The organism is Sodalis sp. C49 (genome assembly GCF_046352915.1).
Taxonomy (GTDB): domain Bacteria; phylum Pseudomonadota; class Gammaproteobacteria; order Enterobacterales; family Enterobacteriaceae; genus Acerihabitans.
Window position 1 is genome coordinate 4227329 of the sequence record NZ_CP163303.1, and the last position, 25297, is coordinate 4252625.

A 25297-nucleotide genomic window follows, 5' to 3' on the forward strand; every position below is an offset into this window, starting at 1 on the left:
AGTCGGTTCTTCATGCCCATTCTGTGCGGGTCAATATGCCCGGTGCGTCACTCTTTATCATCTTAGCGTAAAAGAAGCCGTCACCGTCATCTGCGGCGGGAAAACATTGCCGGCCAGGGTGGTCGGCATCGCCGGTTTCAACCAAAACGGCGTCGGCGTGGCTTGCCAGGAAGGCGCCGATTTGTTCGCTGTTCTCTTCGGGCAGTACTGAGCAGGTCGCGTAAAGGAGCGTGCCGCCGGGTTTAAGCAACGGCCAGATCGCAGTGAGGATCTGCCGCTGCAATGCCGCGAGCTCCCCGATATCACGATCGCGCCGTAGCCACTTGATATCCGGATGGCGGCGGATCACGCCGGTGGCGGAGCAGGGGGCGTCAAGCAGTATGCGGTCCCAGGTCCGATCCTGGTTCCATTCGCCAGGGCGGGTGCCGTCGCCCACCAGCACCTGGGCCCGCTGTCCCAGGCGCTGCAGGTTTTCCTCGATACGCGCCAGACGCAGGGGGTCGATATCCACCGCCGTGACACGGGCGTCGGGGGCCAGCTCAAGGATATGGGTGGTCTTGCCGCCGGGCGCGGCGCACAGATCCAGAATATCCTCTCCCGCCTGCGGCGCCAATAGCAGCGCGCAGCCCTGAGCCGACGCGTCCTGCACCGTTACCCAACCCTGTGCAAAGCCGGGCAGCCGGCCGACATTGCAGGCAACGTCCAGTTTAACCGCCTCAGGCAGGCTTGGATGGGCGCTGGCGGCAATGCCCTCCTGCGCCAGCAGGGCGAGATACGCCGCGCGGCTGTGATGCAGCCGGTTAACCCGCAGCCACATCGGCGGCCGTTGGTTATTGGCCTCGATAATGGCCTGCCAGTGAGCGGGATATGCCTGCTGGAGACGTTTTACCAGCCAGGACGGGTGGAGGAAACGGCTTTCCTCTTGCGCGGACGCGGCCAGCAATGCCTCCTGCTGACGCTGGAACTGGCGCAGCACGCCGTTCACCAGGCCCTTCAACTGCGGCGTTTTCAGCACTACCGCGCCTTCCACCGTCTCGGCCAGCGCGGCATGGGGCGGGATGCGGGTATAGAGCAGTTGGTAAATGCCGACCATCAGCAGATAGTGCACCGGCCGCTGTTTACCGGTCAGCGGTTTTGCCATCAACTGCCTGATTATCCATTCCAGCTGCGGCAGGGTACGTAAAATGCCAAAGCACAATTCCTGCAGCAGCGCGCGGTCCTTATCGGCCAGAGGACTTTGCAGCATCGGTAGCAATTGGCTCAGCGACTGGCCGTGATCCAGCACTTGGGACACCGCCTTTGCTGTAATGGCGCGGAGGTTATATCGTTTATTCATAGTTGACCGAAGGAAAGTGAAGGTGGCCGCAATTAAACCGCCCGCGCCATTGCTGGCATTGCCGGGCGGTAGCCGGGAGGCATCAATCCAGGATGGCGCCGGGGGTAAACCACTCACGGCGGGAATTCAGTAAATCCTGCGCCGCCATGGGCTTTTTCCCCGCAGGCTGGAGCAGCGTCAAATTGAGCGCGCCGCTGGACGTCGCGACCTGAATGCCGTTTTTATCGGCGTGTAGAATCGTGCCGGGGGCGGACTGCGCCGGTAAATCCAATGCCGCCGCCTGCCAGACTTTAATGGTCTGGCCGCCGACGGTAAAAAAGCTTATCGGCCAGGGGTTAAAGGCACGCACGCAGCGCGCAAGCATAGCGGCCGGGCATGACCAGTCCAGGCGCGCTTCTTCTTTGCTCAGCTTTTCGGCGTAGGTTACCAGGCTCTCATCCTGCTTTTCCGGCGCCAGGGTGCCGGCGGCGCTGCGCGCCAGGGTATCGAGCAGCGCCCGCGGACCGATTGCAGCCAGTTTTTCATACAGGCTGGCGCTGGTGTCCCCGGGCTCTATGTCGCAGGCTGATTGATACAGCATATCGCCCGTATCCAGGCCCGCGTCCATTTGCATGATGGTGACGCCGGTGACGCTGTCGCCCGCCCAAAGGGCGCGTTGAATCGGCGCCGCGCCGCGCCAGCGCGGCAATAACGAACCATGGACGTTCAGGCAGCCCAGGCGCGGCATATCCAGCACCGCCTGGGGCAGTATCAGTCCGTAGGCCACCACCACCATGATGTCGGCTCCAAGCTCCGCCACCAGGCGCTGGCTGTCCGCGGGGCGCAGGGATTTGGGCTGGTATACCGGCAACAGGTGCTGTTGCGCCAGAATTTTTACCGGACTGGCCGTAAGCCTGTTGCCCCGGCCCGCCGGGCGGTCGGGCTGGGTAAAGACGCCCACCACCCGATGCGCGGAATCGAGCAGCGCCTGGAGATGGCGCGCGGCGAAATCCGGCGTACCGGCAAAGATGACACGTAAAGAATCGGACACGTTAATTCCTGTATGGCGACGGTTATTTTTCGGCGCGGGCGTTGATTTTGGCCAGTTTTTCCATTTTCTGGCGGATGCGCTGGCGCTTTAGCGGCGAGAGGTAATCAACGAACAGTTTGCCGACCAGATGGTCCATTTCATGCTGGATGCAAATGGCCAATAGCCCGTCCGCCTCCAGCTCGAACGGCTTGCCGTCGCGATCGAGCGCGCGCACCGTAACCTTCTCCGCGCGGGGTACGAAACCGCGCTGATCGGGTATGGACAAACAGCCTTCCTCGATGCCGGTTTCACCGCTTTTGGCAATCAGTTCGGGATTGATAAATACGTGGCGCTCGTTGTGGTCTTCCGACACATCGATCACGATAATCCGCTGATGTATATCCACCTGGGTCGCGGCCAGGCCGATGCCCTCTTCTGCGTACATGGTTTCAAACATATCATCCACGATACGCCGAACAGCGTCGTTAACTTCTTTTACCGGTTTCGCAATAGTGCGAAGCCGCTCGTCGGGGTAATGTAACACCTGCAATACTGGCATATGAGTCTATATCTGTGTCCGATTATGAAAACGATTCTGTCTCTTATTCTAGACATTTCCCGCCCTGATTGACAGCATCCGCAAGCAAATGTCACGACATACGCCGGCAAAAGGCGCGGGGGAACCATGACTGAACTGGAAATGTGGCTGCGCATGGCGGCGGTAAAAGGCGTTAACGGCGCCAAAGTGCAGCGTTGCCTGTCACAATTGCCCCTTCCCGGCGATTTTAGCCCGCAACCGCTCCTTTACGCCTGTCTCACCCCCGGCCAGCGTCAACGCTTCCTGCAATATCCCGCCGGTGACATTGAGGCCGCCCTGCGCTGGCTGGAGCATCCGCTGCATCATTTTGTGCCCTTTACCGATCCCGGCTACCCCGATGCGCTCAGGTCCCTCGCCTGTCCGCCGCCGGCGCTATTTATCATCGGCGACCCCGCCTGCCTGGCCTCCCCGCAGCTGGCCATGGTCGGCAGCCGGGTATGCAGCCGCTACGGCGAGCAGTGGGGCACGTTCTTTGCCGCCGATCTGGCGCGGTGCGGCCTGGCCATCACCAGCGGGCTGGCGCTCGGCATTGACGGGATATGCCATCGCTCGGCGCTGGACGCGCAGGGCAAAACCATCGCGGTACTGGGCAGCGGCCTGCAGAACATTTATCCGTCGCGGCACCGGGGGCTTGCCGGGCGCATCGTGGCGCAGGGCGGCGCGCTGGTATCCGAGCTGGCATTAGACGCCCCGCCCCTGGCGGCGCATTTCCCCTACCGCAACCGGATTATCAGCGGGCTGAGCCAGGCGGTGCTGGTGGTGGAGGCCGCCGCCCGCAGCGGTTCGCTGATTACCGCCCGTTACGCCCTCGATCAGGGCAAGGATGTCTATGCCTTGCCCGGTCCGCTGGGCAACGCGGCGAGCGCCGGCACTCATTGGCTTATCCAACAAGGCGCTTACCTGGTAACCCAGCCGAAGGAGATTATTGAACAGCTCGGCGGCGGCCTGCATTGGCTGCCTTTGCCGCCACCGGAAATTATTTCTGCGCCAGAATGCGAACTTGAATTGCCATTTGCCGAGGTGTTGGCTAACGTAGGAGATGAGGTTACACCTGTTGACGTCGTCGCTGAACGTGCCGGCCGGTCTGTACCAGAGGTAGTGTCAAAGCTATTGCAACTGGAGTTAGCAGGCTGGATCGCAGTTGTACCCGGCGGCTATGTCCGTTTAAGGAGGGCAGGCCATGTTCGACGTTCTAATGTACTTGTTTGAAACATACATCCACAATGAAGTGGAAATGCGGGTCGATCAGGACAAGTTAACCGACGATCTCACCCGCGCGGGTTTTCATCAGGACGATATCTACAATGCGCTCAACTGGCTGGAGAAGTTGGCCGATCTGCAGGACGGACAGGGCAAATCCTTCGCCATGGGCGGTGATCCGCTGGCATTACGCATTTACACGGATGAAGAGAGTCAGTTCCTGGATACGGAATGCCGCGGATTTTTATTGTTTCTGGAACAGATTCAGGTGTTAAACCTTGAAACGCGTGAAATGGTGATCGATCGCGTCATGGCACTGGATGCCGTCGAGTTCGATCTGGAAGATCTTAAATGGGTAATCCTGATGGTGCTGTTTAATATCCCCGGATATGAAAATGCCTATCAGCAGATGGAAGATCTTGTATTCGAAGAAGATGAGAGCCGTCTGCACTAGAGAATCACTGACGATATATCCCTATGGCAAAAGCTGCGCTCTTTAACGCAAGGCAAACCGAACTCTGCCCTGAATGCGGGGCAGAGCTCGTGATTCGTTCCGGGCAGCATGGACCCTTTCTCGGATGTTCCCAGTATCCGCGCTGCGCTTATATTAAATCGCTTAAACAGCAGGCTGACGGCCATATCGTCACGGTGCTTGAGGGGCAGTCATGCCCGGTGTGCCAGGGCAGCCTGGTGCTGCGCCAGGGCCGCTACGGCATGTTTATCGGCTGTGGCAATTATCCTGACTGTGATTATATTGCCGCCATGGACCAGCCGGATGAAACCGCCTTCAGTTGCCCCGAATGCAAAACGGGCAAACTGGTACAACGCACTTCCCGGTTTGGCAAAATCTTTTATGCGTGCGACCAGTATCCCCACTGCCGGTTTGTGCTTAATTTCAAACCGGTGGCGGGTGAATGCGAATTTTGCCATTTTCCGCTGCTATATGAAAAAAACACCGCGCGCGGGCCCCGGCTTTTTTGTGCCGATAAGCGCTGCGCCAAGCCGGTATCGATAAAAGAAAATGATGAAAAATAATCAACCGCCGGCATTGGCCGGACTGGTGGACACGCTGCGGCAAGGGCGAATCGTCGCTTACCCCACCGAAGCGGTTTTCGGCCTGGGATGCGATCCGGATAACGAGTCGGCGGTCCAGGCGCTGCTGGCCCTTAAGCAGCGCCCCTGGACCAAAGGCCTGATTCTCATTGCCGCCAATTATCAACAGCTATTGCCTTATATCGACGAGACCGCGCTTACCCCGCAGCAGCGGGAGCGTGTCTTTGCCCGCTGGCCGGGGCCGGTGACCTGGGTGATGCCCGCCCGTCCGGAAACGCCGCGCTGGCTAACCGGCCGGTTTTCCACCCTGGCGGTACGGGTTACCGCCTATGAGCCGGTGCGGCGCCTTTGCCTGGCGTTCGGCAAACCGCTGGTTTCAACCAGCGCCAATGTCACCGGCCAACCGCCTGGCCGCACGCCCGCCGAGGTTCGCCAGCAGTTGGGCAATAACTTTCCTGTGATGGAAGACCGGGTGGAAGGGCGGCTGAACCCTTCGGAAATTCGCGATGCATTAACCGGCAGCCTTATCCGGCAGGGTTAATCAGGAGAACCGCTTATGGATACTTACGCCGTTTTCGGCAATCCGATACACCACAGCAAATCGCCCCATATCCATGCGCTGTTTGCCGCGCAAACCGGTATCGTCCATCCGTACGGGCGGGTGTTGGCCCCGGAGGATGCGTTTGAGCAAACCCTGCGCGATTTTTTTGCCGCCGGCGGCGAAGGCGCCAATATCACCATGCCTTTTAAAGAACGGGCGTTTGCGCTATGCGATCAGTTAACCGAACGGGCTTCTCAGGCAGGCGCGGTCAATACGGTTAAAAAACAGCAGGACGGTACGTTGCTTGGGGATAATACCGATGGCATCGGCCTGCTGGCGGATTTGCAGCGCCTGGGGCTGATAACCCATGACAGCCGGATTTTGCTTATTGGCGCGGGCGGCGCGGCGCGCGGGGTCATCCTGCCGTTGCTCTCTTTTGGCTGCGCGATAGTACTCACCAATCGCACCTTCAAACGGGCGCAGGAACTGGTGTCCTTCTATCACCATGCCGGCGAAATCAGCGCGCGGCCGCTGGATGAATTGGCCGCACCGGATTTCGATCTGGTGATTAATGCCACCACCTCCGGCATCCATGGCGAGATCCCGTCACTGGCAACAACGCTGATTACCCCGGAGGTTCGCTGCTACGATATGTATTACCAGCGCGGACTGACGCCGTTTTTGCGCTGGTGCGCCGTGCAGGGTGCCGGGCATAGCGCCGATGGCCTGGGAATGCTGGTGGGCCAGGCGGCTTATTCGTTTATGCTGTGGCATGGGGTGATGCCCGATATCGCACCGGTACTGGAACAGTTGCGCAGCGAGCTGTCTGTCTGAAACGGCGAATTCGCCTGCCCTTTGCCGCCGCCGGGCAGGCGGTGTTATCCGCTATCCGGTCTGCTCGGTGGCGCCGGCGGCTATTTTTCCTGGGCCAGGTACTGATCCTTCCAGCGCACATAATTATTGGCTGAATAGAGCAGGCCCGCTATTTCCGCGGGCGTAAGCGCCCTGACCCTGCGAGCCGGGCTGCCGAGATACAGATAGCCGCTTTCCAGCCTTTTGCCCGGCGACACCAGACTTCCCGCACCTATCATGACGTCATCTTCCACCACCACCCCGTCCAGCAGGATAGACCCCATGCCGACCAGGACGCGATTGCCAATGGTGCAGCCGTGCAGCATAGCCTTATGCCCCACGGTAACATCCTCGCCGATAACCAGCGGATTGCCCGCCGGATTATGTTCTGATCTATGGGTGACATGCAGCACCGTGCCGTCCTGGATATTGGTGCGGGCTCCGATGATAATATTGTTGACGTCGCCGCGCATGGCAACCAGCGGCCAGATGCTGACGTCATCCGCCAGGGTGATCTCACCGATCACCACGCTTGAGGGATCGATCATCACCCGTTGACCCAGGATCGGAAACCGCTCCTGAAAGGGGCGCAATGATTTTGACAATTCCGACATGTTTCTACCTTTCCATCGATCTGTTTTTATCGACTGTATCGCCGTAACGGCATAGATATCAACACTGGAGATCCGGAAAAATCCTCTTTTTGGGCAAGAGATCGCTCAAGATCGGGGCATAAGGGATGAAAAATAGACAGTTGGCAAGAAAAGATCAAAAAACGCTTGTGCAATATGTCCGGATCCCTATAATGCGCCTCCATCGACCGGCACCGTGCAGCACATCGCGGGGTAGCGGAAACGAGTCAGAAGACAGGCCGAACGGGCTTGACACTGAAAGAGGAAAGCGTAATATACGCCACCTCGCGCCAGACTGATTACAGCGGCGCACTGCTCTTTAACAATTTATCAGACAATCTGTGTGGGCACTCACAAGACCGTATCGAAACACAAAATACCAAGTCTTGAAGAGTGAACAAACAGTTAATTCATAAGATTAACAGTATGACAATCTTTGAGCATCAAGCTTTTAATTGAAGAGTTTGATCATGGCTCAGATTGAACGCTGGCGGCAGGCCTAACACATGCAAGTCGAGCGGCAGCGGGAAGTAGCTTGCTACTTTGCCGGCGAGCGGCGGACGGGTGAGTAATGTCTGGGGATCTGCCTGATGGTGGGGGATAACTACTGGAAACGGTAGCTAATACCGCATAACGTCGCAAGACCAAAGTGGGGGACCTTCGGGCCTCACGCCATCGGATGAACCCAGATGGGATTAGCTAGTAGGTGAGGTAATGGCTCACCTAGGCGACGATCCCTAGCTGGTCTGAGAGGATGACCAGCCACACTGGAACTGAGACACGGTCCAGACTCCTACGGGAGGCAGCAGTGGGGAATATTGCACAATGGGCGCAAGCCTGATGCAGCCATGCCGCGTGTGTGAAGAAGGCCTTCGGGTTGTAAAGCACTTTCAGCGGGGAGGAAGGCGATAAGGTTAATAACCTTGTCGATTGACGTTACCCGCAGAAGAAGCACCGGCTAACTCCGTGCCAGCAGCCGCGGTAATACGGAGGGTGCGAGCGTTAATCGGAATTACTGGGCGTAAAGCGTACGCAGGCGGTCTGTTAAGTCAGATGTGAAATCCCCGGGCTTAACCCGGGAACTGCATTTGAAACTGGCAGGCTAGAGTCTCGTAGAGGGGGGTAGAATTCCAGGTGTAGCGGTGAAATGCGTAGAGATCTGGAGGAATACCGGTGGCGAAGGCGGCCCCCTGGACGAAGACTGACGCTCAGGTACGAAAGCGTGGGGAGCAAACAGGATTAGATACCCTGGTAGTCCACGCTGTAAACGATGTCGATTTGAAGGTTGTGGCCTTGAGCCGTGGCTTTCGGAGCTAACGCGTTAAATCGACCGCCTGGGGAGTACGGCCGCAAGGTTAAAACTCAAATGAATTGACGGGGGCCCGCACAAGCGGTGGAGCATGTGGTTTAATTCGATGCAACGCGAAGAACCTTACCTACTCTTGACATCCAGAGAAGTTTGCAGAGATGCGAATGTGCCTTCGGGAACTCTGAGACAGGTGCTGCATGGCTGTCGTCAGCTCGTGTTGTGAAATGTTGGGTTAAGTCCCGCAACGAGCGCAACCCTTATCCTTTGTTGCCAGCACGTAATGGTGGGAACTCAAAGGAGACTGCCGGTGACAAACCGGAGGAAGGTGGGGATGACGTCAAGTCATCATGGCCCTTACGAGTAGGGCTACACACGTGCTACAATGGCGCATACAAAGAGAAGCGAACTCGCGAGAGTAAGCGGACCTCACAAAGTGCGTCGTAGTCCGGATTGGAGTCTGCAACTCGACTCCATGAAGTCGGAATCGCTAGTAATCGTGGATCAGAATGCCACGGTGAATACGTTCCCGGGCCTTGTACACACCGCCCGTCACACCATGGGAGTGGGTTGCAAAAGAAGTAGGTAGCTTAACCTTCGGGAGGGCGCTTACCACTTTGTGATTCATGACTGGGGTGAAGTCGTAACAAGGTAACCGTAGGGGAACCTGCGGTTGGATCACCTCCTTACCGAAATAGATACTAGATTGTGTAGTGTCCACACAGATTGTCTGATAACTGTAACGAGCAAGAAAAACCTTCTATAGGCTTGTAGCTCAGGTGGTTAGAGCGCACCCCTGATAAGGGTGAGGTCGGTGGTTCGAGTCCACTCAGGCCTACCATTCCTTCCCATGCTGCGTTGCGGCGCCACTCGTTTATTTCAATAAACTTCGTGACCCCACGCCTTGCCTGGAAACGAATGGGCTATCAAGTTGTTCTCCTTTCTAAATGCCATTGCTTTGTAGCTTAATTGATGCACAGCAATTTCAGTGCGGGAAAGAGTCTGGTTGATGTTAAAAGGTTAAACGACTTGGGGCTATAGCTCAGCTGGGAGAGCACCTGCTTTGCACGCAGGGGGTCAGCGGTTCGATCCCGCTTAGCTCCACCATTTCCTGATGGGATGGGTGGTAAGATTGTCTGGTTTTTCTTATTTATTTCAGAGCACATTGTTACGCAACCGCGTATCAGTATGCTGCGAAATACATGCTCTTTAACAATCCGGAACAAGCTGAAAATTTGAAAAAAAACATGCTGAGCAAAATCAGTATGCGATTCTCTCAAAGCAAGCAAACCTAATGATTGCCGTGTCGATGGCAATCTCTGTAGCCCAGGCGAGGGTTTACTCTCACCAGGGTGAGACTGTGCGAACAGTGTCAGGGCAAGGCGCACGGCGCGCAGCCAGCGGAGTGGACTCAATGTCCATGAGCATGGCGAGCACCGCGCAACGATGCCATGGCAGTGTGCAGCCAGTCGCAACACAGACACTTTAGGGTTGTGAGGTTAAGTGAATAAGCGTACACGGTGGATGCCTAGGCAGTCAGAGGCGATGAAGGACGTGCTAATCCGCGAAATGCGCCGGTGAGCTGATATGAAGCGCTATCAGCCGGCGATGTCCGAATGGGGAAACCCAGTGCAATTCGTTGCACTATCATTACGTGAATCCATAGCGTATTGAGGCGAACCGGGGGAACTGAAACATCTCAGTACCCCGAGGAAAAGAAATCAACCGAGATTCCCCTAGTAGCGGCGAGCGAACGGGGAACAGCCCAGAGTCACCATCAGCATTTGCATCAGGAGAACGGTCTGGAAAGTCCGGCAACACAGGGTGATAGCCCCGTATCCGAAGGTGCAAGTGCTGTGAGCTCGATGAGTAGGGCGGGACACGTGATATCCTGTCTGAAGATGGGGGGACCATCCTCCAAGGCTAAATACTCCTGACTGACCGATAGTGAACCAGTACCGTGAGGGAAAGGCGAAAAGAACCCCGGCGAGGGGAGTGAAATAGAACCTGAAACCGTGTACGTACAAGCAGTGGGAGCCTTGATTTATCAGGGTGACTGCGTACCTTTTGTATAATGGGTCAGCGACTTATATTCTGTAGCAAGGTTAACCGAATAGGGGAGCCGTAGGGAAACCGAGTCTTAACTGGGCGTTAAGTTGCAGGGTATAGACCCGAAACCCGGTGATCTAGCCATGGGCAGGTTGAAGGTTGGGTAACACTAACTGGAGGACCGAACCGACTAATGTTGAAAAATTAGCGGATGACTTGTGGCTGGGGGTGAAAGGCCAATCAAACCGGGAGATAGCTGGTTCTCCCCGAAAGCTATTTAGGTAGCGCCTCGTGAATTCATCTTCGGGGGTAGAGCACTGTTTCGGCTAGGGGTCCACCCCGGATTACCAACCCGATGCAAACTGCGAATACCGAAGAATGTTACCACGGGAGACACACGGCGGGTGCTAACGTCCGTCGTGAAGAGGGAAACAACCCAGACCGCCAGCTAAGGTCCCAAAGTCATGGTTAAGTGGGAAACGATGTGGGAAGGCACAGACAGCCAGGATGTTGGCTTAGAAGCAGCCATCATTTAAAGAAAGCGTAATAGCTCACTGGTCGAGTCGGCCTGCGCGGAAGATGTAACGGGGCTAAACCATGCACCGAAGCTGCGGCAGCGGACATATCACTTAAGACAATTGTACGGAAAACGATTGACGGAGCGCAGCGACGTCAATGCGTTCATCACGTCGAGTTGACTTAAGGATATGTCCGTTGGGTAGGGGAGCGTTCTGTAAGCCTGCGAAGGTGGCCTGTGAGGGCTGCTGGAGGTATCAGAAGTGCGAATGCTGACATAAGTAACGATAAAGCGGGTGAAAAGCCCGCTCGCCGGAAGACCAAGGGTTCCTGTCCAACGTTAATCGGGGCAGGGTGAGTCGACCCCTAAGGCGAGGCCGAAAGGCGTAGTCGATGGGAAACAGGTTAATATTCCTGTACTGGGTGTGACTGCGAAGGGGGGACGGAGAAAGCTAGGTTCGCCGGGCGACGGTTGTCCCGGTTTAAGCGTGAAGGTGGAAAGAGCAGGTAAATCCGCTCTTTTATTCAACACTGAGGCGTGATAACGAGCCACTACGGTGGTGAAGGAATTGATGCTACGCTTCCAGGAAAAGCCTCTAAGCTCCAGGTCACATCGAATCGTACCCCAAACCGACACAGGTGGTCAGGTAGAGAATACCAAGGCGCTTGAGAGAACTCGGGTGAAGGAACTAGGCAAAATGGTGCCGTAACTTCGGGAGAAGGCACGCTGGCATTAGGTGGAGGGACTTGCTCCCCGAGCTGAAGCCAGTCGCAGATACCAGCTGGCTGCAACTGTTTATTAAAAACACAGCACTGTGCAAACACGAAAGTGGACGTATACGGTGTGACGCCTGCCCGGTGCCGGAAGGTTAATTGATGGGGTTATCCGCAAGGAGAAGCTCTTGATCGAAGCCCCGGTAAACGGCGGCCGTAACTATAACGGTCCTAAGGTAGCGAAATTCCTTGTCGGGTAAGTTCCGACCTGCACGAATGGCGTAATGATGGCCAGGCTGTCTCCACCCGAGACTCAGTGAAATTGAACTCGCTGTGAAGATGCAGTGTACCCGCGGCAAGACGGAAAGACCCCGTGAACCTTTACTATAGCTTGACACTGAACATTGAGCCTTGATGTGTAGGATAGGTGGGAGGCTTTGAAGTGTGGACGCCAGTCTGCATGGAGCCAACCTTGAAATACCACCCTTTAATGTTTGATGTTCTAACTCCGGCCCATAATCTGGGTCGAGGACAGTGTCTGGTGGGTAGTTTGACTGGGGCGGTCTCCTCCTAAAGAGTAACGGAGGAGCACGAAGGTTAGCTAATCACGGTCGGACATCGTGAGGTTAGTGCAAAGGCATAAGCTAGCTTGACTGCGAGAGTGACGGCTCGAGCAGGTGCGAAAGCAGGTCTTAGTGATCCGGTGGTTCTGAATGGAAGGGCCATCGCTCAACGGATAAAAGGTACTCCGGGGATAACAGGCTGATACCGCCCAAGAGTTCATATCGACGGCGGTGTTTGGCACCTCGATGTCGGCTCATCACATCCTGGGGCTGAAGTAGGTCCCAAGGGTATGGCTGTTCGCCATTTAAAGTGGTACGCGAGCTGGGTTTAGAACGTCGTGAGACAGTTCGGTCCCTATCTGCCGTGGGCGTTGGAAGATTGAGAGGGGCTGCTCCTAGTACGAGAGGACCGGAGTGGACGCACCACTGGTGTTCGGGTTGTCATGCCAATGGCATTGCCCGGTAGCTACGTGCGGAAGAGATAACCGCTGAAAGCATCTAAGCGGGAAACTTGCCTCGAGATGAGTCTTCCCTGTGGCTTTAAGCCACCTGAAGGGACGTTAAAGACGATGACGTTGATAGGTCGGGTGTGTAAGCGCAGCGATGCGTTGAGCTAACCGATACTAATGACCCGTGAGGCTTAACCTTACAACACCTAAAGTGTTTGACGCAAAGAGAGCGTTGCCCCAAGGGGTGGCGAGAGAATTTTCAGCGAAGTTCCGGATAAAGGCCGATGGTCATCAGAAGCAGGATGACGGTTGGTAAACGAATTTGCCTGGCGGCACTAGCGCGGTGGTCCCACCTGACCCCATGCCGAACTCAGTAGTGAAACGCCGTAGCGCCGATGGTAGTGTGGGGTCTCCCCATGCGAGAGTAGGGAACTGCCAGGCATCCATTAAGACCAATACCTTGAGCGAAGCGAAAGGCGTTGGTAAAAAAGCTTTGAGCGCTGATATGGCTCAGTTGGTAGAGCGCACCCTTGGTAAGGGTGAGGTCCCCAGTTCGACTCTGGGTATCAGCACCAGTTTTAACGGTAGAGTTCGGCAAATAAAGAATTTGCCTGGCGGCACTAGCGCGGTGGTCCCACCTGACCCCATGCCGAACTCAGTAGTGAAACGCCGTAGCGCCGATGGTAGTGTGGGGTCTCCCCATGCGAGAGTAGGGAACTGCCAGGCATCCAATTGACGAAGCCCTCTGTGTAAACAGAGGGCTTTTTCATGTCCGTGACCCTGGCGGTTCGCTACTCGAGTAAGAGAGTAGGACAACAGGCGGAGCCTGTTGAACGCCGCTTGCGGCGGCCCGCAGGGTGCCTGACGCCGTCAGGCATCAACTGCCAGGCATCCCATTGACGAAGCCCTCTGTGTAAACAGAGGGCTTTTTCATGTCCGTAACCCTGGCGGTTCGCTACTCGAGTAAGAGAGTAGGACAACAGGCGGAGCCTGTTGAACGCCGCTTGCGGCGGCCCGCAGGGTGGCCGCCGCAGGCGGACATCCACTGCAAGGCATCCCATTGGCGAAGCCCTCTGTGCAAACAGAGGGCTTTTTCATGTCCGTGACCCTGGCGGTTCGCTACCCGGCTTGCGTATAACGGGTAACAAACATTTATCTGAAGCTCCATTGCACGCTGATGACAAGTACGGTAGGAATGATTATTCCAGTTTCAATACCGAAGTAATCTGTAAAATTGTATTGAATAGCATGATAAATATATGGCGCAAATCCTATTCCAGTCGCTTTCTTAAAGTTTTTATAGGCGCCATGATCACCGCAACGACTGAAAGCGTCAAAAAAAAATTCCCCTGTATAACCATATATCCCTTTAAAAACCCAGCCGGAGTCACCCGATATCCAGTCCCTTCTCAATCCCATTGCCAGACAGCGGTCCCCGAAACTGTTGTTCATCGTCCCAAGCAATATACTGTAGTTGGAATCTTCAGAAAATTTGCGCTCGACTGATAAGAATTTATTATCAAAAAACTCATTATATTGCCCATAATTACCAGTCAAGTGATACACAAACGAACCGGTATTGGCGGAATATAAGTTTATCTCTCTGGCATACGTTCTGGTGGCGACGATAAGTATAAAAAAACATAAAGCTTTGCTTGAGTTTTTAAACATTTTAATAATCTCTTTGATAATAAAAATTATATCTTTTATCTGAAAATAATTAAAAAAAACATCAAGAGGGGGAGAGAGAATTCTGTAATGAATATATCTAAGATATAGTTTAAATTCGCACAAAGAAAAAGGCTTTATTTTTTCAATCAGATTTTGCCTGAGACCACCCGCTGCAAACCTGGCTGCCAGCCTGTGATTAACCACTTTCCGGTTGCGTTCAGCATATTCCCCCGGTCAGTATAACCGGCTACCCTGAGGTAGATAATGGCACAGCATTGTGTAATAAATCCCATTGGCCCAGGCGTTTTTTATTTTATAGTTTATCAGCCGGATAGGTACAGGAAGGCGTCTGTGCCGATGACATTATGCATCTTCGCAGCAACGTTGGCGTCAGAAGCAATCGTCAATTGTCAGGCATGCAATTGCAAAAAACCTCGGTGACAACAGCGGGCTTTTGCATAGACATCAACCCTGGCGGTTCGCTACCCGGACGAAGAGACGCGACTTAAGCTTTCAGAAACGCCCGCATCCATCATTGAAGCGCCGCCTGAGGCTGGCGCTGACCTGAACCTGGCGGCATCCCGCACCGGTGACATGCCGAACAGGCGTGCATATTCACGGCTGAATTGTGAGGCGCTTTCATACCCAACGGTAAATGCGATTGCGGCGGCGTCCTGAGGATCGAACAACAGCAACCAACGGGCCCTAAGCAGACGCAGACGCTTCTGGTATTGAATCGGCGTCATGGCGGTGATGGATTTGAAGTGACGATAGAAAGCCGCGACGCTCATATCGGACATTGCCGCGAGCGACTCGACGCGGAATGGTTCGGTGTAGTGCTCACGGATCCACAGGGTGGCGCGTCGAATCTGCGACAAACGGCCTTCGGGGCGGGCGATTTCGCGCAGCATACCGCCCAGCGGCCCTTGCAGTACCCGAAACAAAATTTCCCGCTCGATCATGGGGGCAAGGATCGCGGCTTCTCGCGGGCGATTAATAAGTCTCATCATACGCAACCATGCATCAATCATTTCAGCAGGCGCGGTCACCGCGGAAAAGCCCCCCGTGTTTGGACGCGCATCCGCTTCGGACTCACCAGCGAGCAACGTGGCGATGACCTTGACATCAAGGGCCAGGCCGATCGCAAGATAGGGCTGCCCCGGTCCGCTCGAATGGATCTCGCCGGTGGCGGGTACATCCACGGGGACGAGAAAATAGGTCGCCGCTGCATAATCCAAAACCTGATCCCCAATGGAGAGCGTCTTGGAGCCCTGTAGAACCAAGTGCAGCATGGGCTGATAAACCCGATCCGCGCACGCCTCGGCCCGCACCATGGTCACGTGCGATAGGCCGGTATCTGTCCACGTGTTTCCTGCACGCATAACGATGCTGCGCAGCTCATCCATTGCATTGTTCATGCAATTGACTATGGGGTAAACCCGATGGCAAAGCAAGCGGAGTGAGAAGATCAGGCAAGGATGAGAGAAGAACGGGCACGCCGCTGGCCGGCTGTTGACCCTATGCTATTGGCAAGCGGGCGTTGCGTCCGGATCTCTGAAATCTGACCACCTTCACCCCCGCGAGCCATTACTCAACGATATAAAAGGTAATTATATGAAACTTAAAGGCAAAATAGCGGTTGTCACCGGCGCATCAAAAGGCATCGGCGCCGGCATTGCCAAAGCGTTTGGCGCTGCGGGCGCGACGGTCGTCGTAAACTATGCGTCAAGCAAGGACGAGGCCGACGCGGTTGTCGCGCAGATTCAGGCGCAGGGCGGCACCGCAGTCTCTATTCAGGCGGATATGAGCAAGGCACGCGACGTCACACGCTTGTTCGATACGGTCAGAGCGGACTACGGTAGGCTGGATATTCTGGTAAATAACGCCGGGGTCGCGGTGTTTCAAATGATTGAAGACCTTACGGAGGAAGCCTTCCATCAGCAGTTTAATATCAATGTGCTGGGGTATCTACTGGCTGTTCGTGAAGCGGTAAAGCATTTCGGCAAATCAGGGGGCAGCATCATCAATATCAGCTCCATCCTCAGCACCGACCCTTATCTTGCATCCAGTGTTTATTCAGCCACCAAAGGGGCGGTCGATACCCTGACCCTGGCGTTGGCCAGGGAGTTGGGCCCCCGTGGGATCAGGGTCAATGCCATTCTGCCCGGCCACACCAATACGCCTGCGACGAAAGGTCATTTTGCGGGCGAACTGGGGGAAAAACTTATTGCCGGAACACCCTTGGGCCGTTTCGGCGAGCCGGAAGACATTGCGCCCGTTGCGGTGTTCCTGGCGTCCGATGATGCACATTGGGTAACAGGCGAATACATTAGGGCCGCGGGCGGAGTGCGAGGCGTGGGTTACTGATCAACGCGGATTGCCGCCCGCGCCTACGCTTTAACGGGTCTCGCCAAGCCGGTTGCCGCTTTGCGTATCAAACAAATGCAGGCTTTCCGCCTTGGTTTCCAGCCAGAGCGGTTGCCCGGGCTGGCACAGGATCCGGCCGGCAAATTGGACATGCAGCGGGAAACCGCCCCAGTCTACGTGCAGCAGGCTGGTCTCGCCGGTTACCTCCATCACGCGCAACGTGGCGGCGGGCTGTTCCGAAGCATCAAGGCGCAGGAAATCATGCGGACGAATGCCAAGCGTCACCGGCGCGCCGCCCTGAAGCTTTGCCGCAGCGTGCCATTTTGCCGGCAGCGGGAACCACAGTGCGCCACAGCTTACGCCCGCAATCCCATCGCGTGTCTCAACCTTCCCTTCCAGCAGGTTCATCGGCGGCGAGCCGATAAAACGCGCCACGAAGGTATTGGCCGGCCGATCGTAAATTTCCAGAGGCCTGCCTTGCTGAACGATATTGCCTTCCTTCATCACCACAATTTGATCGGCCAGGGTCATGGCCTCCACCTGGTCATGGGTAACATATACCGTGGTGGTTTTGAGCTGCTGATGCAGCGATTTAATCTCGGCGCGCAGCTCCATGCGCAACTGGGCATCCAGATTGGACAACGGCTCGTCAAAAAGGAATACCCGCGGATTGCGTACCATGGCGCGGCCCATGGCCACACGCTGGCGCTGCCCGCCGGACAGCGCCTTCGGCAGCCGCCGCAACAGGCGTTCAATACCCAGCATGCGGGCGACTTGCTCAACTTTGCTTTGCTGTTCCTGGCGCGGTACTTTTTTTACCTGCATATGAAACGCCAGGTTTTCCGCGACCGTCAAATGCGGGTAAAGCGCATAGCTTTGGAACACCATGGCGATATCCCGATCCGCCGGATCCAGGTCGTTGATACGCTGTTTATCAATAAAGATATCGCCGTCGGAGACGGTATCGAGCCCGGCCAGCAGGCGCAGCAGGGTGGATTTGCCGCAGCCGGAGGGGCCGACTAACACCGTAAAGCTGCCGTCGGGGATGGTGAGATCCAGCGGATTAAGCACGGTATGTTTGCCATAACGTTTGGCGATCTTGACGAGTTCGACGCTGGCCATGGATTATTCCTCACCGGCAAGGGATTGAAGGGATGCCCGGTCAGGATACTGACGCGGCGAGCTGCCTATGGCCTGCCCGGCGACACGAATGCCCCAGCGCAGCGCCTGGCGGCGGTTATAACCGTACAGCAGGGCGCTGAGAAAACCGGCGTTAAAACTGTCGCCGGCGCCGATGGTATCTTTGATTTCGACCTGCTCGGCGGCGTGGGAAAATTCCCCCTGCTGCTCATATACCGTGGCACCCAACGCGCCCCGCTTGATGACGCAGGCGCCGCCGGGCGTGAGCTGCGCCGCCAGCGTTTTTCCGGCCAGCGCCAGATCGCCGCTGTCCGCCAGGCCCAGCGTTTCCACTTCATTTAATAATAAATAGTCACAGTAACCGAGCCAGCGGGCGATATCCCTACGCAGGCGCTCGTTCCAGCCGTCGGGGGGCCAGCCGGTATCCACCGCCACCTGAAAACCGCGGCGGCGCAGCGTAGCCAACAGCTCCGGATACTCCTTTAGCAGCCGCAGGCAGAGAAAGGTGCCGCATAATAAGACGATATCCCCCGGCGTCGCCTGCGGCGGCAGCTGCATCAGCACGTCTTGCCGCGTCAGGCGCACGATATGTCCCTGGTTGCTGAAAAAGGTGCGTTCGTTATCAGGATGGGTCAGGCCCACCGTCAGCGAGGTTTCGCAGGCATAACGCGGCCAGAAGGGCGCGCTGGCGGTAAAATAACCCGCCAGCCAGGAAGAAAAATGATCGTCTCCCTGATTGGCCACCGCCCGGTGCGGCGTGCCGAGCGCCGCCAGCGCCAGCGCGCAGTTGCCGGCCGAGCCGCCGGGCCGCATGGCGCTGTGTTCCAGCATCGCCTCGGTTCCGCGGGCGGGCCAATGGTGCAGGGTGCCCATAATCAGGTCGATATTGATATTGCCCACCACATACAGCGTGGCGTCGATCGCGGATGTTGTCATGAAGGTATCCAGTTCGTCCCTTTTTTAGCCCTTGCTGCCGCCGCTGGTTAAACCGCTGACCAGGGATTTTTGCAGCCAGATGGCGATAAACAGCGGCGGTACCGAGGCCAGGATGCCGACGGCGGCGATAAGCCCGTCGTCCGTGGCCCGGCCGGCGGTAAACCCGGCGATAGTGACCGGCAGCGTTTGCGCCTGGATATTGTTGGTAAATAACAAGGCATAGAAAAATTCATCCCAGGCCAGCAGCCAGCCAAAAACCGCCGAGGCGGCCACGGCCGGTTTGGCCAGTGGCAGGGTAATGCGCAACAGCACCTGCCAAAAACGCAGGCCGTCGAGGCGCGCCGCCTGTTCGATATCCAGCGGCAGCGCGTCGAACTGGTTTTTCAGCATCCAGGTCAGAAAAGGCAGGATCAGCGAACAGTACACCAACACCAGTCCCAGATGCGTATTCAGTAACGACAACTGCTGCAAAACAAAATACAGCGGCAGGACAAACGCCACCGGCGGCACCATATAAATAGCCAGGCTGCCCATCAACCAGCCCTCACGGCCGGGATAGCGGGAAAAACTGAACGCCGCCGGCACGGCCAGCAGCAGCGAAATCAGCGTCGCGCCGGTGGCAATCACCATACTGTTGGCCAGCGCGTGCAGGAAAAGCGCGCCCGGCTGGCCCGGCGCCAGCGATAGCAGGCGGGCGTAGCGGCTGAAGTCCCATTGTCGCGGCAGCCATTCCAGCGGGATGCGGGCTAAATCAGCCGCCGAGCTGACGCTCATTAAAAACAGCCACAGCATGGGCGCCAGTATGGTTATCGCCAGCAGCGCCGCCGCCGCGTAGCGTAAAACAATGCGGATCCTGCGTTTCATGATTCTATTCCCCGGCGGCGCTGACGGGACAGCATCAGCATGTAAACGGCAATCAGAATCCCGCACAGAATGGTCATCAGGATGGCATAGGCGGCGCCGCTGCCGGCGCGCAGGTAGCTGAACGATTCCTGATAGACGAAAAAGCTCAGGGTCTTGGTGCTGTCCACCGGGCCGCCCCGCGTCATGACATAAATAATGTCGAAGATCTTAAAGGCGTCGATGGTGCGTAAGATCAGCGCCACGCCAAGTGGAGCCAGGATGGCCGGCAGGGTGATGGCGCGAAATCGCCGCCAGGCGGAGGCGCCGTCGATACGCGCGGCCTCGAACAGATCGTCCGGGATCGATTGCAGCGCCGCCAGGGTCAGCAGCGTCACCAGCGGGTAATTTTTCCAGATATCGGCAATCATCACCGCGTTCATCGCCGAGTCGGGGGAGCCGAGCCAACTGCGGTAACGATCGATGACACCGGTTTGTGTCAGCAACGCGTTGACGCTGCCGTAATCGGGATTGAAATTAAGCCGCCACATCATGGCGTTAACGATGGTCGGCAGCGCCCAGGGCAGGATTACCAGCACCCGCAGCAGGCCGCGGCCGTAAAATTTCTGGTTCAGCAGCAGGGCCACCAGTACGCCGATAACGCCTTCAAAGGCCACCGACACCAGGGTAAAATAAAGCGTGCGCGCCAGCGCCGCCAGAAAGTCCGGGTCGGTCAGCGCATACAGATAGTTGGCGAAACCCACGTAAGCGGGCACGGCGCCGCCGCCAATCAGCGCGGCGTCGGTAAAGCTGAGCCACAGGGTCCGGCCCAGCGGCCAGGCGGTCAGCAAAAACATCATCACCAGCATGGGCGCCAGCAGCACCCATGCCTGACGACGCTCACGTTGCGGCAAACTGAGCATGGCTAAATCCTTAACGCAAACGTTCCGCGCCTTTCGTCGCCGCCTGCATGGCCGCTTCCGGCGTAGCCTGGTTCTGCAACACCTGCTGCAGGTTTTGCTGCAGCACGTTGGACAACTGCGAATAGGCGGGAATGGCCGGGCGGGACAACATGACATTCAGGGATTGTTTCGCAGCGGCGATTAACGGCTCCTGACCTTGCTGCACCTTGGGGTCATCATAGGAGGATTTCCAGATAGGCAGGCTCAGGCGCGAATATTTATCCTGTACCGGCTGCGAGGTGATATAGCTGATATATTGCCATGCCTGCTCGGGATGCTGGCTGGCCTTGGCAATGCCCAGGCCCATCGAGCCGTTGACCGCCGAAACGCCGCCGGCCTGCGCGCCCGGTGCCGGCACTATGCCGACGTCGCCGGCCACTTTACTCTGTTTCGGGTCGTTGGCCATGTTGTACATATAGGTCCAGTTGAGCGCGAAGGCCGCGTCGCCGTTGGAGAACGCCTTGCGCACATCTTCTTCCAGGTATTCGCGCGAGTTGGGATTGGTCAGGCCCTTATCCAGTGTTTCCTTCATATAATTTACCGCTTGCAGCGAGCCCGGGTTGCTGAAATTCAGCTTGCCCGCGGTAAAGAAGTCGCCCTTAAAGGCTGATACCAGCGTGGTGTAATCACAAATCAGTGCTTCCGCCTGCGACCAGCTCCAGACCAGCGGATACTTCACGATGCCCTTTTGCTTTAAAATCTCGGACTGCTGCTCCACCTGCTGCCAGGTCTGCGGCGGCGTGGTGATGCCGGCTTTGCTCAACATCGCCTTGTTGTAATACAGGTATTTGGTGTCGAGGATCCAGGGCAGGCCCCAAACCTTATCCTGATAGGTAACGGTGCTCATAGCGCCGGGGAAAATCTTTTTGCTGTCGTCGGCGTTAATCCGTGCCGTGACATCCTGTAATAGGCCGAATTTGGTAAATTCCGCCGGCCAGATGGCGTCGAACAGCACCACATCGTACCCATTGCCGCCCGCGCCGCGCGCCGCGACGATTTTGTCGTGCAGGGCTTCGTAGGGGACAAATTCCAGGTTGACGTCGATATCCGGATGCTGCTGGGTGAAATCGGTGGTCATGGCGCGGATATCGTTTTCGCTGTAGGCGGCCTGGGTCATGAACAGCGCGTTGATTTGGGTTTTCGCCTGGGCCTGTGCCGGGAGTCCCAGCGAGAGGACCGACAATGCGCAGAGCGTCAGGGCGGGGTAGAAGGTCTTTATGTTCATGCTCTCTCCGGGATCAGATGGTTTGCGAGTGGGTAATTAAATCAATTTGATTGCTTTAATAGACGAAAGCAATGCTTAACTTCTCAGCTTGTGATCGCTATCGCGCCACATTCTCTTAACATACCTGGCAACAATTGCCGCTATCCTGCAGAGAAACTTGCAATAGCCATGCCGAAAACACTGCCCGGGAATTAATAAATCAATTTGATTGCTCTATAACAAGCACACATACTGGCGCCACAGGCAGTGAGGGGTATGGACTCATGAGAACATCAGGTACCAATTTGGAACATGCCAGGGCGCACAACCGGCGCGTGGTTATCGAGGCCATTCGGTTAAACGGCGAGTTGACGCGGGCGGAATTGGCGCGCCTGACGGCGCTGACGCCGCAGACCGTATCCAATATCGCAGCCGAGCTCGGCCAGGCCGGCATTCTCTCCTCCCATGCGCCACGCCATGTCGGCGGCCGCGGCCAGCCGGCGGTACCCATGACCCTGAATCCGGACAGCGCTTATTCGATAGGCATTCATCTCGATCACCAGACCCTGCTGATGGTCTTGGTCGATCTTACCGGCAATGTCCGCTTCCGGCGCCTTTGCCTGGTGCAAAAGCCCCAGCCCGGTGCAACGCTTGCGCTGATCAAAGAGCTGCTGGCGGAGATGAAGCAGCAGGCGCCGGTCGACTGGGGCAAAATGCTGGGGATCGGGGTGGTGATGCCGGGGCCGTTTGGCGTCGAGGGCCTATCGTCCGAAGGACCCACCACCCTGCACGGCTGGGAACATGTCGATGTGGTGGCGGAATTGACGACGGCAACCGGCCTGCCGGTGACCCTGGAGAACGACGCTACGGTGGCCGCCATCGGCGAGCGGTTCCACGGCATTGCCAAGCAGCTGGATTCGTTTATCTATCTTTATATCGGCACTGGCCTGGGCGCGGGCATTTTCACCGACGGCCATATTTACACCGGCCATGCGCATAATGCCGGCGAGGTCGGCCACATGGTGGTGCAGCCCGGCGGGCGCCTGTGCTCCTGCGGCAATCATGGCTGCCTGGAACGCTATTTATCCCTGCAATCGGCTTATGAGGCCTGCGGGCTGGATCCCATGATCGCCATGCCCGGGGACCTGCTGCACGTGGAACACGCCCGCTTTGACCGCTGGATCGACGCGGTCCTGCCGGCAACCCGGCAGGCAATCAATATCCTCGAATGCATTTTCGACGCCGAAGCGGTGATTATCGGCGGCCAAATGCCGCAGCCGCTGGTGGAAAAAATTGTCGGGCGCCTGCATCCGCTGCTGCGCTCGGTGCGCAGCAAATACAGCGACGGCCACCGCGTCAGGATTGGGCTGAACGGTACCGACACCGCCGCGCTGGGCGCCGCGGCGCTGCCGATATTCGATGAGTTTAATCCGCAATACGAGGTGCTGCTGAAATAACCGGGGCGGCGCCCCGGTGGCGATCAATGCAGGATCTGGGACAGGAAGGCGCGGGTGCGCTCTGATTTCGGCTGGGTGAAAAACTCGTCCGGCGCGGATTGCTCGACGATCTCCCCGCGATCCATAAAGATCACCCGATCGGCGACGGTACGGGCAAAGCCCATTTCATGCGTTACGCACAGCATGGTCATGCCGTCATTGGCCAGGCCGATCATGGTATCGAGCACTTCCTTGACCATTTCCGGATCCAGCGCCGAGGTGGGTTCGTCAAACAACATGATTTTCGGCTTCATGCATAACGAACGGGCGATGGCCACCCGCTGCTGCTGGCCGCCGGACAGCTGGCCTGGGAATTTATGCGCGTGCTCGGCAATCCGCACCCGCTGCAGATAATGCATGGCCAGCTCCTCGGCCTCTTTTTTCGGCATCTTGCGCACCCAAATGGGCGCCAGGGTACAGTTTTGCAGCACCGTCAGGTGCGGGAACAGGTTGAAATGCTGGAACACCATGCCCACTTCAGTACGCACGCGTTCGATATTGCGCAAATCGTCATTCAAAAGGGTACCGTCCACCACGATGGTGCCCCGCTGATGCTCTTCCAGATGGTTAATACAACGGATGGTGGTGGACTTGCCCGAACCTGAAGGGCCGCACAGCACGATGCGTTCGCCGGCTTTTACCTGCAAATTGATATCTTTCAATACATGGAACTGACCGAACCACTTATTGACGTTTTCCAGTGTAATCATCAAACGGTCGGACTGGATGGCGTTATTGTCGCTCATTATGTACCTCAATGGGTGGAGGAATGCCCGGTTTGAAAGCGCCTTTCCAAATGTTGGCTATAGCGGGACATGCTAAAACAAAAGATCCAGTAGACTGCCGCGGCGAAGACATACCCTTCCGTCGACATCCCGAGCCAGGCCGGGTCGACCGTGGCCTGCTGCACGCTGCTGAACAAATCGAATAAACCGATAATCACCACCAGGCTGGTATCCTTAAACAGCGCAATGATGGTGTTGACCAGGCCGGGAATCACCATTTTCAGGGCCTGCGGCAGGATCACCAGCCCCTGGGTTTTCCAATAACCCAGCGCCAGCGATTCGGCCGCCTCGTACTGGCCCTTGGGCAAGGCCTGCAGGCCGCCGCGCACCACTTCCGCCACGTAGGCCGACTGGAACATGATCACCCCTACCAGCGCCCGGATAAGCTTATCGATATTGGTCCCTTCCGACAGGAACAGCGGCAGCATGACCGACGACATGAACAACACGGTGATCAGCGGCACGCCGCGCCAGAACTCGATAAATATGATGCAAAACCATTGCACCACCGGCATTTTCGACCGCCGGCCCAGCGCCAGCAGCACGCCCAGGGGCAGCGCGCCCGCAATGCCCACCGCCGCGATGATGAGCGTCAGGGTCAACCCGCCCCATTGACGGGTTTCCACCCGGGATAAACCGAAAAAGCCGCCATACAGCATCACCCAGGTAAAAATGGGGAACAACACCGCCCAGCAGGCAATATAACGTCCGCGACGCGGCATGCCTTTCCAGAACATCGGCAGCAGGCTCAGCAATCCGACCACCAGGGTCAGGTTAATGCGCCAGCGCTGGTCGAAGGGGTACAGGCCATACATGAACTGGCCGAAGCGGGCGTGGATAAAGACCCAGCAGGCGCCGTCGCGGGTGCAGTCGGCGCGGGTGGTGCCCACCCAATTGGCTTGCAATATCAGCCAGTTGAACATGGGCGGGATAATAATCCACAGCAGCCACAGGCAAAACAGGGTCAGCAGGCTATTGGACAGGCTGGAAAACAGGTTCTGGCGTATCCAAAGCATAGCCAGTGCCAGCCGGCTGCGCGACGCTATCGCTACGGGTTCATGGGGATTGATTGTCATGG

General features: G+C 56.9%; 20 protein-coding genes, 3 tRNA genes and 4 rRNA genes. 14 read left to right on the forward strand and 13 right to left on the reverse strand.

Going from position 1 to position 25297, the window contains the following annotated elements; genetic code table 11:
• Positions 1-10: 10 nt before the first annotated feature.
• The 3 genes from rsmB to def form a co-directional block, all read right to left on the reverse strand.
• Entirely contained in the window at positions 11-1336 is a 1326-nt protein-coding gene (rsmB, locus tag ABUK12_RS19045; RefSeq protein WP_410013287.1) for a 16S rRNA (cytosine(967)-C(5))-methyltransferase RsmB, read from the reverse strand.
• A gap of 82 nt (positions 1337-1418) precedes the next feature.
• Positions 1419-2366 carry a methionyl-tRNA formyltransferase gene (fmt, locus tag ABUK12_RS19050; protein WP_410013288.1) on the reverse strand — a complete coding sequence of 316 codons (948 nt, stop codon included), beginning with the start codon at positions 2364-2366 and terminating at the stop codon, positions 1419-1421.
• A 22-nt stretch (positions 2367-2388) separates the two neighbouring features.
• Positions 2389-2904 (reverse strand): peptide deformylase, encoded by a 516-nt coding sequence (def, locus tag ABUK12_RS19055; protein WP_410013289.1) that lies wholly within the window; start codon positions 2902-2904, stop codon positions 2389-2391.
• Positions 2905-3030: 126 nt separating this feature from the next.
• Between def and dprA the strand changes: the two genes are divergently transcribed.
• The 5 genes from dprA to aroE are packed head-to-tail and all read left to right on the forward strand — an operon-like array spanning position 3031 to position 6571.
• Positions 3031-4152: a DNA-protecting protein DprA gene (gene dprA, locus ABUK12_RS19060; RefSeq protein WP_410013290.1), complete on the forward strand. Its 1122-nt coding sequence runs from the start codon at positions 3031-3033 to the stop codon at positions 4150-4152.
• Entirely contained in the window at positions 4124-4597 is a 474-nt protein-coding gene (locus ABUK12_RS19065) for a DUF494 family protein (RefSeq protein ID WP_410013291.1), read from the forward strand. Before dprA ends, ABUK12_RS19065 begins: the two co-directional genes overlap by 29 nt.
• A gap of 23 nt (positions 4598-4620) precedes the next feature.
• Positions 4621-5178, forward strand: coding sequence for a topoisomerase DNA-binding C4 zinc finger domain-containing protein (locus ABUK12_RS19070; protein WP_410013292.1), 558 nt, complete (start codon positions 4621-4623; stop codon positions 5176-5178).
• Positions 5168-5737: an L-threonylcarbamoyladenylate synthase type 1 TsaC gene (tsaC, locus tag ABUK12_RS19075; protein ID WP_410016715.1), complete on the forward strand. Its 570-nt coding sequence runs from the start codon at positions 5168-5170 to the stop codon at positions 5735-5737. The genes ABUK12_RS19070 and tsaC overlap by 11 nt, the downstream gene beginning before the upstream one ends.
• Positions 5738-5752: 15 nt before the next feature.
• Positions 5753-6571 carry a shikimate dehydrogenase gene (gene aroE / locus ABUK12_RS19080; protein WP_410013293.1) on the forward strand — a complete coding sequence of 273 codons (819 nt, stop codon included), beginning with the start codon at positions 5753-5755 and terminating at the stop codon, positions 6569-6571.
• Between the two features lie 80 nt (positions 6572-6651).
• Here the strand turns inward: aroE and ABUK12_RS19085 are convergent, their stop codons facing one another.
• Positions 6652-7194: a gamma carbonic anhydrase family protein gene (locus ABUK12_RS19085; protein WP_410016716.1), complete on the reverse strand. Its 543-nt coding sequence runs from the start codon at positions 7192-7194 to the stop codon at positions 6652-6654.
• Between the two features lie 479 nt (positions 7195-7673).
• Between ABUK12_RS19085 and ABUK12_RS19090 the strand changes: the two genes are divergently transcribed.
• The 7 genes from ABUK12_RS19090 to rrf (ABUK12_RS19120) all read left to right on the forward strand — a co-directional run bounded on the left by ABUK12_RS19090 (position 7674) and on the right by rrf (ABUK12_RS19120) (position 13544).
• Positions 7674-9216, forward strand: a 16S ribosomal RNA gene (locus ABUK12_RS19090).
• A 75-nt stretch (positions 9217-9291) separates the two neighbouring features.
• Positions 9292-9368, forward strand: a tRNA-Ile gene (locus tag ABUK12_RS19095).
• A 190-nt stretch (positions 9369-9558) separates the two neighbouring features.
• Positions 9559-9634: transfer RNA gene (locus ABUK12_RS19100), tRNA-Ala, on the forward strand.
• A gap of 390 nt (positions 9635-10024) precedes the next feature.
• Positions 10025-13017, forward strand: a 23S ribosomal RNA gene (locus tag ABUK12_RS19105).
• Positions 13018-13143: 126 nt separating this feature from the next.
• Positions 13144-13259, forward strand: a 5S ribosomal RNA gene (gene rrf / locus ABUK12_RS19110).
• A 58-nt stretch (positions 13260-13317) separates the two neighbouring features.
• Positions 13318-13393: transfer RNA gene (locus ABUK12_RS19115), tRNA-Thr, on the forward strand.
• A gap of 35 nt (positions 13394-13428) precedes the next feature.
• A 5S ribosomal RNA gene (rrf, locus tag ABUK12_RS19120) occupies positions 13429-13544 on the forward strand.
• Together the 16S, 23S and 5S rRNA genes with 3 tRNA genes alongside form the textbook arrangement of a ribosomal RNA operon.
• 426 nt (positions 13545-13970) lie before the next feature.
• Here rrf (ABUK12_RS19120) and ABUK12_RS19125 read toward each other — a convergent pair.
• A complete protein-coding gene (locus ABUK12_RS19125; RefSeq protein ID WP_410016717.1) occupies positions 13971-14489 on the reverse strand; it encodes a hypothetical protein in 519 nt (172 codons plus the stop codon).
• 482 nt (positions 14490-14971) lie between these two features.
• Positions 14972-15895, reverse strand: coding sequence for an AraC family transcriptional regulator N-terminal domain-containing protein (locus ABUK12_RS19130; RefSeq protein ID WP_410013294.1), 924 nt, complete (start codon positions 15893-15895; stop codon positions 14972-14974).
• Between the two features lie 208 nt (positions 15896-16103).
• On the opposite strand from ABUK12_RS19130, the gene ABUK12_RS19135 reads away from it, so the two are divergent.
• Positions 16104-16856, forward strand: coding sequence for an SDR family NAD(P)-dependent oxidoreductase (locus tag ABUK12_RS19135; protein WP_410013295.1), 753 nt, complete (start codon positions 16104-16106; stop codon positions 16854-16856).
• A 30-nt stretch (positions 16857-16886) separates the two neighbouring features.
• Here ABUK12_RS19135 and ABUK12_RS19140 read toward each other — a convergent pair whose 3' ends face one another.
• From ABUK12_RS19140 to ABUK12_RS19160, 5 genes are read right to left on the reverse strand one after another with little or no spacing between them, the layout of a single operon-like run.
• A complete protein-coding gene (locus ABUK12_RS19140) occupies positions 16887-17978 on the reverse strand; it encodes an ABC transporter ATP-binding protein (RefSeq protein WP_410013296.1) in 1092 nt (363 codons plus the stop codon).
• Between the two features lie 3 nt (positions 17979-17981).
• Positions 17982-18932, reverse strand: coding sequence for a carbohydrate kinase family protein (locus ABUK12_RS19145; RefSeq protein WP_410013297.1), 951 nt, complete (start codon positions 18930-18932; stop codon positions 17982-17984).
• A gap of 24 nt (positions 18933-18956) precedes the next feature.
• Positions 18957-19796 (reverse strand): carbohydrate ABC transporter permease, encoded by an 840-nt coding sequence (locus ABUK12_RS19150; RefSeq protein WP_410013298.1) that lies wholly within the window; start codon positions 19794-19796, stop codon positions 18957-18959.
• Positions 19793-20695 (reverse strand): carbohydrate ABC transporter permease, encoded by a 903-nt coding sequence (locus ABUK12_RS19155; protein WP_410013299.1) that lies wholly within the window; start codon positions 20693-20695, stop codon positions 19793-19795. Before ABUK12_RS19155 ends, ABUK12_RS19150 begins: the two co-directional genes overlap by 4 nt.
• Positions 20696-20705: 10 nt before the next feature.
• Complete coding sequence (locus tag ABUK12_RS19160) at positions 20706-21959, reverse strand: extracellular solute-binding protein (RefSeq protein ID WP_410013300.1); 1254 nt, start codon at positions 21957-21959, stop codon at positions 20706-20708.
• Positions 21960-22222: 263 nt separating this feature from the next.
• Here ABUK12_RS19160 and ABUK12_RS19165 point away from each other — a divergent pair, with 263 nt between their 5' ends.
• Positions 22223-23395, forward strand: a complete 1173-nt coding sequence (locus ABUK12_RS19165) for an ROK family protein (protein WP_410013301.1) — start codon at positions 22223-22225, stop codon at positions 23393-23395.
• 23 nt (positions 23396-23418) lie between these two features.
• Here ABUK12_RS19165 and ABUK12_RS19170 read toward each other — a convergent pair whose 3' ends face one another.
• On the reverse strand, positions 23419-24180 hold the full coding sequence (locus tag ABUK12_RS19170) for an amino acid ABC transporter ATP-binding protein (protein ID WP_410013302.1): 762 nt from the start codon (positions 24178-24180) through the stop codon (positions 23419-23421).
• Between the two features lie 8 nt (positions 24181-24188).
• Positions 24189-25295 (reverse strand): amino acid ABC transporter permease, encoded by a 1107-nt coding sequence (locus tag ABUK12_RS19175; protein ID WP_410016718.1) that lies wholly within the window; start codon positions 25293-25295, stop codon positions 24189-24191.
• Positions 25296-25297 lie beyond the last annotated feature (2 nt).